This is a genomic window from Geobacillus sp. FSL K6-0789 (assembly GCF_038593135.1).
In the GTDB taxonomy this organism is placed as follows: Bacteria; Bacillota; Bacilli; order Bacillales; family Anoxybacillaceae; genus Geobacillus; species Geobacillus stearothermophilus.
This window is the reverse complement of sequence record NZ_CP151966.1, coordinates 2,510,951-2,526,292: the sequence shown is the minus strand read 5'-3', so window position 1 is coordinate 2,526,292 and position 15,342 is coordinate 2,510,951. Positions and strand designations below refer to the sequence as shown.

The window sequence follows — 15,342 nt, the reverse complement described above, 5'->3', positions numbered from 1 at the left end:
GAAAGAATGTGCAAAATCCGGAACAATCCGCAAAAATTTTGCACATTATTTCCGAATCCGCCTGAAATAATTTGAAAAAGGGATTCTGAAATAATGTGCTAGTTTACACTCAAGGTGAAGCGGGCTCAGCCGGTGTATGTGCTCATGGATTCGTGGTATCCGTCCAAAAAGCTCATCGAAGCCTGTCTGAAACAGGGATTCCATGTCATCGCGATGCTCAAGACGAACCGGATTCTCTACCCGAAAGGCATCGCCATCCAAGCCAAGCAGTTTGCCCGCTATATCGAGTCCAAAGACACCCGCCTCGTCACGGTGGGGCAGGAGCGTTATCGCGTGTATCGCTATGAGGGGGCCATCCATGGCCTCGATGACGCGGTGGTGCTGCTGGCTTGGAAGGCGGATCAGCCGATGGCGCCGGAACATCTTCATTGCATCTTGAGCACCGACCGGGAACTCGGGGACGAAGACATCTTGCGTTACTACGCCCAGCGCTGGACGATCGAGTGCTTTTTCCGGCAGGCGAAAGATCAACTGAAGCTGGATGGATACCGCGTTCGCCACATTCGGGCGGTGAAACGGTATTGGGCGGTGGTGCTGCTCTCCTGCGTGTACAGCATCGCCGAATCCCGACAAAATCTCTCCACCGGGCTGGAGCTTCTTCGGTCGCGGAAAGACCACAGCGTCGTCGAGTTCATTTATGACGCTGCAAAGCAAGATATTCCCATTGATGTGATCAAAAAACAGCTCCGTATCGCGTAAGGGGTACCCTGTTTGTCTCTCTAACCATGGAAATTATTGTAATGAAAAATGCTCATCTACAGTAGTTAAGTGTAAAATTATAGAAGGAATTATATAGATAGGAAGCGAAATAGAGTAGAAAGATAAGGTGAAAAACGAACGTCTAAGCAAGGGATGCTGCTCGATGTAGTATGCTATATCATTTTTCTGTTAGTTGTCTGGCATGTGGCGCACGGTCACATTGATGACTATTATGCGACGCTTATCTCCACCGTTTTCGGCATGGCATACAAGATATACTGCTTTCTTTCTCACGAGTGTTGATTATCCAAAATTAGACATACGCCTTCCATAAATTTGGGCATACTCAAACAAAGCAGCGGCCATCCCGGATTTCCAATCGAGAGGAAGCTGCCCAGAGAAAAAACGGCGAACAAACGAAATGAAGGAAAGAGAGACGTTCGTCCGTTTTTTGGTTTGATCATACAGCCATCGCAGCAACACATACGCGATGAACGCCGCAAACAGTTGGTTGTATACCGCATTTTCCGTCGTGCCAAACAAGGTCGGGACATTCAGATATTGCTTCACCCAACGGAAAAAGATCTCAACAGTCCAACGTTGTTGGTACATGTCGGCAATGGTTTCCGCAGACGCATGGAAGAGGTTCGTCACGACCCGAATGTCGCGGCCATTCGCATCTCGAAAGATCACTACCCGGTGACGCTTGGTGGAGCGGTATTGTTTCGTTCCCAACTGGCACGTGAAGTCGGCTTGAACCGATGAAGATGCGCTCGGAAGGCGGTTCAAGCTTTTTTTCTGATGAAGTTCGATGTTGTCCTTCATCCGAATGACAAAGAGCTGATGCTGCTCCACAAATCGATCGAGGCGTTCGATTTTGAAATACGCCCGGTCTTCCACCAGCACTTGTTGAGCGTTCGTCAACTGTTCTCCCACCGGGCCATCATGACGCAGTCCGATGGTTTCCACCACGTCTGCCGGCAACGAGGATTCCGGCGAATACGCGACGTGCAGCTTCACTCCGGCGCGTTCGCCGTGATACGGAGCCCATGGGAGGCGGTTTTTCCCGACCGTGACGGTCGTCGAATCCACCACCCGAAGCGGTTTGGGAAACCGAAGCGAACGGCGGGTTTGGCGGTTGCACTTGGAAATGATCAACGCCAACAAGCGTTTCATGATGTCATAGGGAACTTCTTTCGCTTTCTTGGATACAGTTGAATAATGGAATCGCGGCAATCCATACAGAGGCCCCACATCGGCTCCGTGGCGAAAGCTTTTCCATTGATGCATGGCGGCCAGCAGGAAGAAGTGAATCAACTCGCGCAACGTAAAGGTTCGAGACGAATCACGATACCCAACCGCTTCGGCAATCAGTTGAATCTCTTCATCCGAAACAAGTTTTTGCATCAAATTCGGGAGTGTGGTATGCTTGTTCATAGAGAGCACCTCCTGGGTTTGTTTGTGTTGCTACTCACATTCTACAGGAAAGGTGCTCTTTTTTCTATACCCTTTGGATTTTATTGGATAATCAACACGCCTGTTTCTTTCTATATTTTGAAGCTCATCAATAAATAGAAAGGTGGAAGCATGAGATGAAAGTAGAATTAAGCAAATTTCGCGTAAAGGAAGGAAAATCGAAGCGGGTGGATGAATGGATGGAATTATTAAACACACATATGAACGAGGTGCTGTTGACGCTCAAAGATGAAAAAATGCATGTCGAAGCGATCTTCCGCGAGCGAAATGAGGAAGGAGAGTTTCTTTACTGGTTCTCTGTTCAGGGAGAAGGCGGGATTTCCGTAGAAGAGTCCGAACACGAAATTGATAAAAAACATTTGGCGTTCTGGTATGAGTGTATTGATGAGGAATATAACGAACCTGTGATCACGACAGAAGTAGTGATGATTCCAGAGCATATTCGTAAGGCGATGGAGTAAGCAAGTTTGAGAAGTTAATCATGAATCTAATTTTTTATTTTATTTTATTAATATTTAAAATAAAATATTATTGTCAAGGGACAACAAAGAATGGGGGAATAACGGAGGCAATCGAAAAGCCGCCCTTGCCTTTATCGAATGTTACCTTTGGCGGTGTTCGGTTGGTCAAGGGTTCGCTTCGCCGAATCCGGCAGGTTTTCTCTTCGACGGGCTCAGGAGGACAAAAAGGTCAGGTTGTCTCTTGTTGGAGAAACGCTTGTGCCATGGTGATCAGCTTCGTTCACTGGGCCGACATATGCGATAGCTCGGCGAGCTCCGGGATGACGACCGGCACCCGGTCTTCGAGCGCGCTATGCGGGCGCAGAAAGATGACAATGATTTGATGAGTGGGAGATGGACATTGAAAAAACGGAAGAAATACGCGGCGGCGAGCGTGGTGTTGGCGTTGGGGCTGCTGGCTCCTTCGTTTGGGCCGACGGCGGTAGGCGCGGAGGAGCGGGACGTCGTCAAGCTGCGCATTTTAGTGGCGTTCCGGTGACGATGCCGGGTTCATGGGGCGATACGCTCGGCGTGATCGACTTGACGGTCGAGCAAGTCGACGGAAAATGGAAAGTGACGCAAGCGAAAGCCCAACTCCGTCCAGTGTATGACAAGGCGACGAAAACGCCGTTGGTTGACAGCGATTCGGCCGTCGAGCAGGCCATTCAGGCGGAGCACGAAGCGACGATCCAGTACGTCCGCAGCCCGGTTGGAAAAACTACGAGCCCGATCAACAGCTATTTTGCACTCGTTCAAGATGATCCGTCCGTGCAAATCGTCACGAACGCCCAAAAGTGGTATGTGGAAAAAATGTTAAAAGGGACGCAGTATGAAGGCCTTCCGGTGCTGTCAGCCGGCGCTCCGTTCAAGGCCGGCGGGCGCGGTGGACCGAGCTATTACACGGATATTCCGGCAGGGGAAATCGCCATTAAAAACGTCGCCGATTTGTACTTGTATCCAAACACGGTGTATGCGCTGAAAATTACGGGAGCCGAGTTGAAAGAATGGCTTGAGTGGTCGGCGGGACAATTCAACCAAATCGACCCGAACAAGACAGGCATTCAGCCGCTTGTCAACAACGACTTCCCGACGTACAACTTCGACATTATTGATGGCGTGACGTACGAGATCGATGTGACCGAGCCGGCGAAATACGACAAAAACCAAAATGTGATCAATCCGAAAGCAAACCGCATTAAAAACTTGCGATTCCAAGGCAAACCGGTGACGGCGAAGATGGAATTTATCGTTGCGACGAACAACTATCGGGCGACGACGAACCGGATCATCAATCCGGGCGGGAAAAACACGATTTTGGCCGCGCCGGATGAAAACCGGCAAGTGATCATCGATTATATTCGCGAAAACGGAACGATCAACCCGTCCGTGGACGGCAACTGGACCTTTGCGCCAGTGAAAGGGAAAGCATCGGTGACCGTTTCCTTTGAATCGTCACTGGAAGCACAAAAATATTTGCCGCCAGACAGCCGCATCCGCTATGTGGCGACATTGTCCAACGGGTTTGCCCAATACGAACTTACGCTGTTGTCTTGGAAAGAAACGAAAACAAACCATTCGAAAGAGCTAGAAAAATCTGGACGTTAAGAAGAGGTTGGAAAAATAGCAGGTGATTTAGGAGGCAGGTGATTTCGTATAAAATACTGCTAGTTCCAGCTGTTTCTTAATTAGAACAACCTTGCGGAATCAATCTTCTTTTTCGGCGAAATGCCGCTGATTTGCTCGTGACAGCCGTTTTTTACCGGCCTTTTAGGTGACACGAAAATGTGACTAAAAGTATTTCTGGCGCTACTGCCATTTTTTCCATTTCGAAAATATCGCCTTTTTGACTGACGATGAGAAGAAGATCTTTTACGTTAACGTCATTTCCGAAAGAAGTCTCCCACCTCAAGGAATGTGAAGAGCGATCGATCAATGAGTAGGTGGGAGATGAATTTCGGTTGGCCATCGCCGATGAATATGATCGTCTATGGTTCAAACCGACACCTTTGGAACGAAGGGAAGCGTAAAGGGTTCTTGTTTGTGGCTTACCGTTCAGTGAACACGCACAAGTCGCTTGAAGCCCCTGCCTCTAAGCGAAGCGTAGGTGGTGGGCAGTTCACTTCTAACAAGGACAGTGAAAAACAGCCGCTTTCGTTGAGCGGGCGGTCATGGAAGGAAAAAAGATGTTCGATTGGGGAAGCGCTGCTTGTCCGACCGGGCGCTACCCATCATCTGCTTTTTCGAAGGCCGGTGGACATCGAGGTTCTTGGGATCATTCGTTTTGGAAAACGGAACGATTTTGTCACTGTATCGGTGGTGAAGCCCCCCACCTTTTGTAACATTGCCCGAAAGCAGTGCCACTGTCCATGGATGATTGTTTGCTAGCTTGGTCAGGAGGGAGACATGTGTTAGGCATTACAAGTTACGGGATGTATTTGCTGGCGTCGATTTTGATGCATGCCACTCCGGGAGTGGATACGATGTATATTATGGGGCGCAGTGTGGCGCAAGGGAGAAAAGCGGGCGTGTATTCGGTGTTGGGCATTTCGATGGGAGTGTTCATTCATACGTTGCTCGCTGCGTTTGGTTTGGCGGTGATTTTGCAGCAGTCGGTTGTCTTATTTACGGCTGTGAAAATCGCTGGCGCGGCGTATTTGGTGTATCTTGGCATCAAAATGATGCGGCAGCCGGCGCCGCCCGCGTTGGAGTCGGGGGAGTTGGCGCCGATGAAGCTGAACAAGATTTATTGGCACGGCGTGACGACGAATGTGTTGAATCCGAAAGTGGCGTTGTTTTTCCTTTCGTTTTTGCCGCAATTCATCGAAACGGCCCAGCCATACGGCCCGCTTCCGTTTCTGCTGCTCGGCGTTTCGTTCGTGGTGACGAGCACGCTGTGGGGGCTTGGCGTCGTCTATGTCGCCGCGCTAGCGACGAAACGGATGCGTCAAAACGCGAAAATGGCGCTTCTTGTCAATCGATTGACAGGGATCGTGTTTATCGGGCTTGGTGTGAAGCTGCTGCAAACGAAAGCGTCGTGAGCGAGGGCGAACGGCGTCAGAAAGCATGATCCTCACCTGCCTGAAAGCGCGGGCGGTGATTCGGTGCGGAGGTTGGCTAGAGGAATGGGGACGGATGACAAAGGAATAGCGGTGATTCTCCTTGTGGCGGGAATCGGGGTGTTTCCGTTTGGGATCGTGATCATTAAGCAACAGTGGGAAGAATACAAGAAGAAGGAGGGGCGTGAGCGGAGAATAGTCTTGTTTTTTGAAATGATCGATCTTTGGTCAACATGGGTGCTATTTCTCTCCCTGCTCCTCATATTGGGAGGCGCGGCACTGTTGTGGAGATGAGCAGAAAAGAGGGCAGCCGCCCTCTTTTTTCTTCCGCTACGACCGCTCGCTGACGGCGATTTGGATGCCGATCAGCGCGAAGATGGCGCCTTTGAGCCAATGGATTCGCCTAGTGATGGCGGTGTGGGCCGAGAGCCATTGGCGCAGTTTTTCCGCACCGATGCTCACTAAGGTGAAGACAGCGAGAGCTTGAACGAGAAAGATGACGCCTAATACGAGCATTTGCTGCGGGATCTGGCCCGCTGACGGATCAACGAACTGCGGCAGGAGCGCCAAAAAGAAGAGCGACACTTTCGGATTGAGCACGTTCATGACAATGCCTTTTTTGTACAGCGAGGCGTATGCCATTGGCTTCTGCCGCCCAAAGGAGAGGCCCTCGTCTCGTTCACGGAACGCCTGCCAGGCCAGGTACAGCAAATACACAGCGCCTGCATATTTGACGACGGAAAAGGCCAAGGCGGATTGGTAAATGACGGCCGAGACGCCGAGCACCGCCGCGCTGATATGGACAAGCAGGCCGGTGCACAGCCCGAGCGCGGTGGCGATGCCTGCGTGTTTGCCTTGCGACACGCTTTGGGCGATGACGAATAAAATGTCCGGGCCCGGCGCCAATGTAAGCAATATGGCGACGCTGAAAAACGACAAGATGACCTCCATTTCCATCGGAAATCCTCCTTTTCGATCGGTTTTGGCGGGGCGGCCGTGAAAGGCGGTTATGTATATGGATTCGCGAAAGAGGGGGCGGTTCCTTCCTGAACAGTAGTGATCAAAGCGAAAACCGGTAGATTCTCGTGGAAAGATTCGTTTCGTTTTCGCATTGGATTTTCCCCGTGCAGCCCCTGCATCCAGTTTACAAACAACTGTATCCAGGCGGTTCGGCTGATGCCGACCGACATTCACCCCCTCTTTCCCTTCGCGTTGAAGCGAGGGATTTCTTTACAAAGATTGAGTTAAATAGTGGTAGATATACGGCAGTTTCCAATTGTATAATATTGTTATATTTTCCTATATAGCAACAAAGGAAAGGGGGTAGCCGGTTCGAGTGAAAGATGGCATGGCGGCCGTAATGAAAGAAAGATGGCATGGCGGCCGTAATGAAAGGGAAGCGAAAAGAAGGGGGAGCAAACACGTGAAATGGTTGAGGGCCATCGGCCTGTCGCTGCTGCTGCTCGGAGTCTATCATTCCGCTGTCTCAGCGGAAACAGTGGATTCCGTCAAGCCGCCGTCTTCGGTGAAGGATGTCGTTGTAAAGTTTTCCGAGCCAAAAGAAATAGCGGCAAACGAGTTGGTTGTGAAGTTTAAAGAAGGAATCAGCGAACAACGGCGGGAAGCGCTGCTGCGGCTGTTTCGGGCTGCCGAGCTTTCGTTCATGGACATCGGGAACTTTTCCCTGGTCAAAGCGCCGAAAGGCACGGATTTGAAAGGATTGGCGGCCAAACTCGTCCAACTTCCGGAAATTGAATCGGTGGAACCGAACTACGTGATTGAACGGACTTATACGCCGAGCGATCCAGGGTACAGCAAACAGTGGCATTTGAAAAAAATCAACGCCCCGAAGGCGTGGGATACGACAAAAGGATCGGGGCAAATTACCGTGGCGGTCGTCGATGACGGGGTGCAGATGAACCATCCCGATTTGGCGGGAAAAATTGTATCCCCCTACAATGTGCTGACAGGGGCGAAGTCGGTCCCAGCTGGGGAGCATGGCACGCATGTAGCCGGCATCATTGCCGCGTCGATCAATAAAAAAGGGGTCGTGGGCGTGGCGCCGAATGTGAAAATTATGCCGGTGAACGTGTTCGAAGGCGATGGGGCGACGAGTTACGACGTGGCGTACGGAATCGTGTATGCGGTAGACCACGGAGCGAATGTGATTAACCTCAGCCTCGGGTTGTACTCCGCGACAGTGTACGAAGCAGAAGCGGTGCAATACGCGGTGTCCAAAGGAGTTGTGCTTGTCGCGGCGGCGGGAAATGACGATATAGACTTCCCGGTGTATCCGGCTGCGTTTGACCCGGTCATCGCCGTGAGCGCTACGGACAGCAGCGATTGGATCACCGATTTCTCCAACTACGGCGATTACATTGACCTCGCCGCCCCCGGAGTCAACATTTATTCCACGTTTCCGGGAAGTTCCTATTACAGCCTGACTGGGACATCGATGGCGGCGCCGATCGTATCGGGCACGGCAGCGCTCGTGTTGTCGAAAAATCCGCTGCTGACGCGCGGGGAAGTCGAGAGCATTTTGCGAAAGTCAACCGTCGATCTGGGCGGTAAGGGATGGGACGTGTTTTATGGGTATGGAAGAGTGGATGCCTATAAGGCGGTGCGGAACACGCCTTCGCCGCTGTCTTCGATTTCGGCGGCAGGAACGTTTACAATGAAGGGAAATAACAAGGTTGGGTTTTCGCTGTCCGCCTATAGAAAAGGGCTGAAAGTGACGGCGTACGTAAAAAACAGCAGGGGGTACGCCGTCCGGACGATCGCCAAAAACAAGCTTTGGAACAGCAACCGCATTTCCTTGTCGTGGGACGGCAAACAAGATAACGGCGCATTTGTCGGAAGCGGCGCGTATACGATGGTCGTTCAAGTGTCGAACGGGCGCGAAACGGTGGCGAAAACGAAGCAAATCAAGGTTGTAGACAGCGTGGTTCCGTCTATTCAGCTGTCATCTTCCACTGTATCGTTCTCGCCGAAGGCAAAAGGGAAGGTGTCCATTCCGTTTGCGCTCAACAAAAAGGCAAGCGTCACGGCGCAAGTGTACGATTCGAAAAACAAGCTCGTGAAAACGATTTGGAGCAACAAATGGCTTTCCGGCGGAAAACAGACGCTTGTTTGGGACGGGAAAAATGCGAGCGGAAAGCTGCTGCCTGACGGAACGTACCGGTTGAAACTGTCCGCAGTGGACGACAAAAAACGCAAGGAAGCCGCGCGCAGCCTCTCGGTCGTGATCGATACAAAAGTCGCCTTTAGCGGCGTGTCGCTTGGCCAAACACTGTTTAAAATGGACGGGGTGGCGAAAGCAAGCTTCCGGATGAATCTGAAAGAGCCTCTCGTCGTTTCTGCCTACGTGAAAACAGAAAAAGGAGCCATCAGCAAACAGCTTTTGCGCAATAAAAAATACAACAGCGGTTCTTATACGATCAGCTGGGACGGAAAAGACAACAAAAACGCCTTTGTCAGTGAAGGAAACTACTATTATACTGTTGAAATTGCCGACTTGTGCGGCAACAAGCTTGTGGTCCATACGGCGAAATTTAAGGTGGAAGATTGGCGCAAGCCAACCATTCAGGCACCGGACGATTTGTATTATGTCCAGCAAGGGCCATTTGACATCCCGTATACGCTGTCGAAGGCGGGCAGCGTCACGGTGGAAATTTACCAAGGTTCGTCCCTCGTGCGCACCGTTCTCTCTGGATCGCAGCAAGGCCCGGGAAGCAAAAAGGCGGCGTGGGATGGGAAAGACGGAAGCGGCCAGTATGTCGCTGACGGGCAATATGAGGTGCGCATGAAAGTGGTGGACGCCCGCGGGCAGCAGGCTTCCTTCACGAGCCTCCTGCACGTCGACTTGGCCAACGTGGCCGCGCCGCAAGTCGTCTGGTTTTATGAAGAAATGGGAAGCGAAGTCCATTTCCGGCTGTCCACGCCAGCGACGGTGACGGCGGAAATTTTCAATGAGGCAGGGGAAAAAGTGCGGACGATCTGGACGGAACATCCGCTTAACGCCGGCGATCAAGTGCTGACATGGGATGGATTGAACGACAATGGCGAAACCGTGTTTTACGATGACAGCGTCTATACGTTCCGCATTGCCGCCCGGTTTGCGAATGGGGTGATCGAAACGACGGAAGGGAAAATCGATAACAGCGCTGATCCTCCATGGCTCGTTTCTTCCCTTTACTCTTTCACCTATGACAGCTATGGCAACCGGACGGCCTTGAACTTATCGATTCGCGTCACGGAAGCCGTGACGGCTACGTTATTCGTCTATGACCCGTACGGCGATGCGTACATTGATGAGAAGACCTATTCGCTGAAGGCCAATGTGGAAACCAACATCGTGTATGCGAAAAAAGACAAATACAGTGACTACTATTACTTGCTTGCATACAAAGACCGTCTCGGTAATGTTTACGTCTACGGCGTGGACGAAACGGAAGAAACGGGATATGCAGCTTCGTACCGCCTGCAAAAAGAAAACGGAGCCAAAAACGGGTTAAAACGATCCGTGAACTGATCATAAAAGACCGCCTTGCCGATTCGGCATGGGCGGTCTTTATCATTGCGGCTGCTTCTTTTTCTCCAAAAACGCCTTCCCATAGGTTCCGTGGTCGTGGAGCATGGTGTGCTCGACTTGGATCGTGGCATGCTCAATGCCGTATTTTTCCTTCAGCATTTCATTCACCGCCAAAATGACACAAAGCGGCTGGATGTGCTCGCTGACAAACACATGGGCCGACAGCGAGTAATGGTCGGTGGAGATGGCCCATAAATGCATGTCGTGCACGTCTTCGACCCCTTCGATCTGTCGAATGTCGGCGCGGATTTGTTCGAGATCGAACCCATCAGGTACGGCTTCCATTAAGATGAGATACGATTCACGCATAATTTTCGCCCCGCCTGTGAAAATGATGGCGGCGATCACGAGGCTGATGATCGGATCGAAAATCGTCCAGCCAGTGAAGTAAATGAGCAGCGCGGACACGATGACGCCGATCGAGCTGATTAAGTCGCCGATGAAATGCCAAAGGGCGCTCTGAACGTTCAAGTTGTCTTCTTCTTTCGTGCTCCGGCTTAAGACGATGGTCAACGTCAAGTTAACGATGAGGCCGATCGCCGCGATTCCGAGCATAAGACGAAAGTTGATCGGTTCAGGATGAAGAAAACGCTGAATGCCTTCCCATAAAATCCACAGCGCAATGACGGCCAACGTCAGCCCGTTCAAAAACGATGTGATGATTTCAAATCGCAAAAAACCGAACGTAAAGCGGCGGTTCGGCGGGCGCGTTGCCATGTAGAGGGCGACCATGCTCAATCCAAGCGCCAATACATCGGATGCCATATGGGCCGAATCGGACAAGAGGGCGAGCGAGTTGGAAATCAGTCCGCCAATGATTTCAACGGCGGTGAAAAACATGGTCAACAAAAGCGTCACCCAGAGCGCTTTTTTTGATTCATGTTGCGTTTTGACGTGCGGGAGATGGTGAAAATCGTACAGTGTTGGAGCCATAATGCACCTCCGTTATTTATAAATTATAATATAAAAATCCGCTTGTGTGCAAATGAAATTTCGACAGCGAGAAAGAGCGGTTGTTGGAATTTGTCTAAAAATATAGACGAACAATTCAAGGAATGAATCCTGCTGCTGGCGAATAGGAGTCAATATTGTGTATGGCCATCATCTTGCTTCAGAAAGGATGCGATCGAACTTGATTGCGGCGAATCCGACGGATTTGGAAGTGTATTTGTTTCATGAAGGCAGCTTGCATAAAAGCTACGAGCTGTTTGGCGCCCACGTGATCGATGAGGGCGGAAGGGCCGCCACCCGCTTTTGCGTCTGGGCGCCGCATGCGCGCGACGTGCGCCTGGTCGGCAGCTTTAACGGCTGGGACGGGGCGAAGTTCCGCCTCACCAAAGTGAACGATGAAGGAGTATGGACGATCGTTGTCCCGGAAAACTTGGAAGGGCATTTGTATAAGTATGAGATCGTCACGCCGGATGGGCGGGTGCTGCTGAAAGCGGACCCGTACGCGTTTTGCTCCGAATTGCGCCCCCACACCGCCTCGATTGTCTACGATCTGAAAGGATACCAGTGGAACGATCAGTCTTGGCAGCGGAAGAAGCGGCGAAAGCGGATTTACGAGCAGCCGATGGTCATTTATGAGCTCCATTTTGGTTCGTGGAAGAAAAAGGAAGGTCGTTTTTTGACGTACCGTGAGATGGCCGACGAACTTATCCCGTACGTGCTAGAGCGTGGATTTACGCACATTGAGCTGCTTCCGCTTGTCGAGCATCCGCTCGACCGTTCGTGGGGGTATCAAGGGACCGGCTATTATGCGGTGACAAGCCGCTACGGTGCGCCGCATGATTTCATGTATTTCGTCGACCGCTGCCATCAGGCAGGAATCGGGGTCATTCTCGATTGGGTGCCGGGGCATTTTTGCAAGGACGCCCACGGGTTATATATGTTTGACGGCGCCCCGACGTACGAATATGCGAACGAAAAAGACCGGGAAAATTACGTCTGGGGGACGGCGAATTTTGACTTAGGCAAACCGGAAGTGCGCAGTTTTCTCATCTCCAACGCCTTGTTTTGGCTCGAGTATTACCACGTCGACGGATTCCGCGTCGATGCGGTCGCGAACATGCTGTATTGGCCGAACAACGACCAGCTCTATGAAAACCCGTATGCGGTCGAGTTTTTGCGCAAGTTAAACGAAGCGGTGTTTGCCTATGACCCCAACGTCTTGATGATCGCTGAAGATTCGACCGATTGGCCGCGGGTGACGGCGCCGACGTATGACGGCGGGCTTGGCTTTAACTACAAGTGGAACATGGGCTGGATGAACGACATGCTGAAGTATATGGAAACGCCGCCGCATGAGCGGAAGCATGCACACAATCAAGTCACCTTTTCCCTCCTTTATGTGTATTCAGAAAATTTCATTTTGCCACCCGTGGTGCTAGTTGAGCTTTAGCGCTCAACTAGCCCAAGTGTAACCAGGGAATAAGCTAACAATATACCGTCTAGTGCCACTTCAAATCCGATAATCGAATTGGCTCGGATCCCCGTGATGCGATAGTGGTCAACCAGAACCGAGAACACCGTCTCGATCACTTTGCGTTTTTGTTGGATCCATTTCTCCCATGCCTCGGACGCACGATGTTTCTGGTTTTTTCGAGACGGAGTCCAAAGCGCCATTTGGTATTCTTCGTACAGCCTTTTTTGCAAGTCACGGCTAATGAATCCTTTGTCCCCAAAGTTATACGGGTGGGGAATTTGGGTCATCACGCTTTCGGCTGCGATTCGATCGTGGCAAGATGCTTCCGTCACCACATACCCCATTGGCAGCCCTTGATCGGTCACTTGAAGGTGCAGCTTCAACCCGTAGTACCATTGCTTTTTGGAAGCGCAATACCCGATGTCGGCGATCTCTTGAAACCGTTTGACGCGATGCATTCTTGCCGTATGGCACAACGGGAGCGGCAAGCTGTCCACGACGGCATAGGCATGATGTTGGCCGCGTTTTGCTCACGACGGCAATCCATTTGATAGCGAAGCCAAGCGCCCGGCAGCGGCGGTTATACCGGGAACGTTCGAGAAACGAGACGTTTGTGAACAAATTTCCCGTGACAAAACGATGCCATGCCCGTGAAGTAAAACCGAGCAGCTTTCCTAAAAGATGAATGGCGATGATGACAGCGTCCTCTTGCTTGACCAAATGGCGATTTCGACGATGAAGATGCACCTGAATGCATGAAAGTTGAGCAGAAACAAAAACGAAAATGGCGGCATATTGCTTTTGAATCTTGGCTCGATCTGTAGTAAAATGAAAGTGCTCTTGCATAGGGATCCTCCCTCTAGAAATGTTGATTTATCAAGGCTTTTCGGCCCCTCAGGGGTGTCCAAAAAATATTTTTCGACAAAATCCCTTACATCCTTTTTCAGTTTTGTGGATATCTTACAGACCTAGGGTGCGCTTCGCGGCCACGGATGGGTATATTTTCCTTCCGTGGGGAGAAGCGTATTCGATGCACCCTTTGGATCTCCGCGTCGCTGATGAGGACGAACCCTCCCATGTCTCCGGGCGTCTTCGCGCCAACATTCCCTCGTTCGGTCTCGTCATCAGGCGGAGGCCGGCCAAGCTCCTTTAGGGACTCAAGGTCGAATGGATGAAATCACGCCAGCTTCTCCGGTGTCATCTCGTTGTCCAACGATTCTTCCGTTCGCAGGGGGAGGCCTTAGGCCGCCCGTTGCACCTGGGACAAGACGTCCTGTTTCATTCGCTCCGCGTCAAACGCTTGTTTCTTCGTACAAATCGCAAACAGCACATTCAACAGCTTCCGGCACAAGGCGACGATGGACTGCTTTCCGGTCAGCGGATTGACGGATCGGGTCGTATAATACTCATGCAGCTCGCGAAACGCCTCGTTATGCCGAATCAGCGGAATCATCGCCCGAAACAGCACCGAGCGCAACCGTTTCCGTCCCCGTTTGGAGATGTGCTTTTGCCCTTTGCGCTGGCCGGAGGAGTTCTCCTTGAGCGTCAGGCCCGCCAACTTCACCAATTGGCGCGGGTCCCGATAATGGGCGAAGCTGCCGATCTCCGCCAGCAGATCGATGATCGTGGCGTCTCCCAACCCGTCGACCGTTTTCAACCATTGGTACTCCATCGTCGTTTGAACCAATGCCTTCAACTCGGCGTCCAGTGCAGCGATCTCCGCCTCCAATTGGCGGTATCGGCGGACGAGCGCGGCGATCTCAAACCGGGCCATCGCTGTCCCTTCCGTCACCCCAATCGAGTCCTTCGCGGTGTTGATCAACGCCTGAATTTTGGCCTTCTGCGGGCATTTCATCCCTTTGCTTTGCCGGTACACCTCGATGAGCTCCTCGGCGGTCCGACCGGCCATATCAGCCGGAAGCGGCGTCCACTCCAACACCGAAAGCGCCGTTTTCCCCAAGTCACGAAACACGGTCCAAAACTCTGGAAAATACCGATCCGTCCAGCGGACGATCGCGTTTTTCACCGCCGTCTGTTCCTTGCGGAGCTTCTCTTTGAGCGTGCTTCCCACGCGCAAATCGGCTTCGATCTCGTGCAGCAGCCGGGGAACGAGGAATCGTCCGTCTTTTGCCAGTCTGGCAATGACCAGGGCGTCTTTGGCGTCGTGTTTCGTCGGCAGGTTGTCATCAAGTTCTTTCGACCGGCACACATGCGCCGGGTTGACCATGACCAACGGGATCCCGTGCTCCTCGAGGAAGTAGGCCAGGTTCAACCAGTAGTGCCCGGTCGGCTCCACCGCGACGATCACCTCTGACTTCCCAAACGCTTGCATCGCCTCCTGAATCGCTTTATACAGCTGCTGAAACCCCTCTTTCGACTGGAAGATCGGGAACGACTTGCGAAGCACGCGCCCCCGGTCATCCACGAAGCAGGCGTAGTGGGTTCGTTTCGCGATATCGATGCCCACGACAAGCGTTTGTTCCGTAACTTGATCAATTTTATAGTTTTGTGTACAATTCATCTGAAGTCCTCCTT

The 15,342-nt window shown here is 51.7% G+C and carries 9 protein-coding genes and 4 pseudogenes; 8 read left to right on the top strand and 5 right to left on the bottom strand.

Going from position 1 to position 15,342, the window contains the following annotated elements; translation table 11 throughout:
• Positions 1 to 123 precede the first annotated feature (123 nt).
• A pseudogene (locus NSQ51_RS13315) lies at positions 124 to 759 on the top strand (transposase); the annotation flags it as partial.
• Positions 760 to 1,062: 303 nt separating this feature from the next.
• On the opposite strand, the gene NSQ51_RS13310 reads toward NSQ51_RS13315, so the two are convergent.
• Positions 1,063 to 2,196: an IS4 family transposase gene (locus tag NSQ51_RS13310; protein ID WP_121678437.1), complete on the bottom strand. Its 1,134-nt coding sequence runs from the start codon at positions 2,194 to 2,196 to the stop codon at positions 1,063 to 1,065.
• 155 nt (positions 2,197 to 2,351) lie between these two features.
• On the opposite strand from NSQ51_RS13310, the gene NSQ51_RS13305 reads away from it, so the two are divergent.
• The 5 genes and pseudogenes from NSQ51_RS13305 (at position 2,352) to NSQ51_RS13285 (ending at position 6,085) form a co-directional block, all read left to right on the top strand.
• Positions 2,352 to 2,696, top strand: a complete 345-nt coding sequence (locus NSQ51_RS13305; RefSeq protein WP_012749497.1) for a DUF6176 family protein — start codon at positions 2,352 to 2,354, stop codon at positions 2,694 to 2,696.
• A gap of 400 nt (positions 2,697 to 3,096) precedes the next feature.
• Positions 3,097 to 3,234: a hypothetical protein gene (locus tag NSQ51_RS13300; protein WP_162489996.1), complete on the top strand. Its 138-nt coding sequence runs from the start codon at positions 3,097 to 3,099 to the stop codon at positions 3,232 to 3,234.
• Positions 3,219 to 4,328: pseudogene (locus tag NSQ51_RS13295) on the top strand (bifunctional 2',3'-cyclic-nucleotide 2'-phosphodiesterase/3'-nucleotidase); the annotation flags it as partial. The gene NSQ51_RS13300 and the pseudogene NSQ51_RS13295, both read left to right, overlap by 16 nt.
• Positions 4,329 to 5,140: 812 nt before the next feature.
• The gene (locus NSQ51_RS13290; protein ID WP_033016371.1) at positions 5,141 to 5,773 is read left to right on the top strand and encodes a LysE family translocator; all 633 of its coding nucleotides are present in this window, start codon (positions 5,141 to 5,143) and stop codon (positions 5,771 to 5,773) included.
• Between the two features lie 84 nt (positions 5,774 to 5,857).
• The gene (locus NSQ51_RS13285; RefSeq protein ID WP_033016373.1) at positions 5,858 to 6,085 is read left to right on the top strand and encodes a hypothetical protein; all 228 of its coding nucleotides are present in this window, start codon (positions 5,858 to 5,860) and stop codon (positions 6,083 to 6,085) included.
• Between the two features lie 36 nt (positions 6,086 to 6,121).
• Here NSQ51_RS13285 and NSQ51_RS13280 read toward each other — a convergent pair whose 3' ends face one another.
• The gene (locus NSQ51_RS13280; RefSeq protein ID WP_033016374.1) at positions 6,122 to 6,748 is read right to left on the bottom strand and encodes a LysE family translocator; all 627 of its coding nucleotides are present in this window, start codon (positions 6,746 to 6,748) and stop codon (positions 6,122 to 6,124) included.
• Between the two features lie 466 nt (positions 6,749 to 7,214).
• On the opposite strand from NSQ51_RS13280, the gene NSQ51_RS13275 reads away from it, so the two are divergent.
• On the top strand, positions 7,215 to 10,322 hold the full coding sequence (locus NSQ51_RS13275) for a S8 family serine peptidase (protein ID WP_049625449.1): 3,108 nt from the start codon (positions 7,215 to 7,217) through the stop codon (positions 10,320 to 10,322).
• Between the two features lie 42 nt (positions 10,323 to 10,364).
• Here the strand turns inward: NSQ51_RS13275 and NSQ51_RS13270 are convergent, their stop codons facing one another.
• Positions 10,365 to 11,315 (bottom strand): cation diffusion facilitator family transporter, encoded by a 951-nt coding sequence (locus NSQ51_RS13270; protein WP_049625450.1) that lies wholly within the window; start codon positions 11,313 to 11,315, stop codon positions 10,365 to 10,367.
• 187 nt (positions 11,316 to 11,502) lie between these two features.
• Between NSQ51_RS13270 and glgB the strand changes: the two are divergent.
• Positions 11,503 to 12,759, top strand: a pseudogene (gene glgB, locus NSQ51_RS13265) (1,4-alpha-glucan branching enzyme); the annotation flags it as partial.
• Between the two features lie 20 nt (positions 12,760 to 12,779).
• On the opposite strand, the pseudogene NSQ51_RS13260 reads toward glgB, so the two are convergent.
• Positions 12,780 to 13,653: pseudogene (locus NSQ51_RS13260) on the bottom strand (IS982 family transposase).
• A 394-nt stretch (positions 13,654 to 14,047) separates the two neighbouring features.
• Entirely contained in the window at positions 14,048 to 15,328 is a 1,281-nt protein-coding gene (locus NSQ51_RS13255; protein WP_033013870.1) for an IS110 family transposase, read from the bottom strand.
• Positions 15,329 to 15,342: the final 14 nt, after the last annotated feature.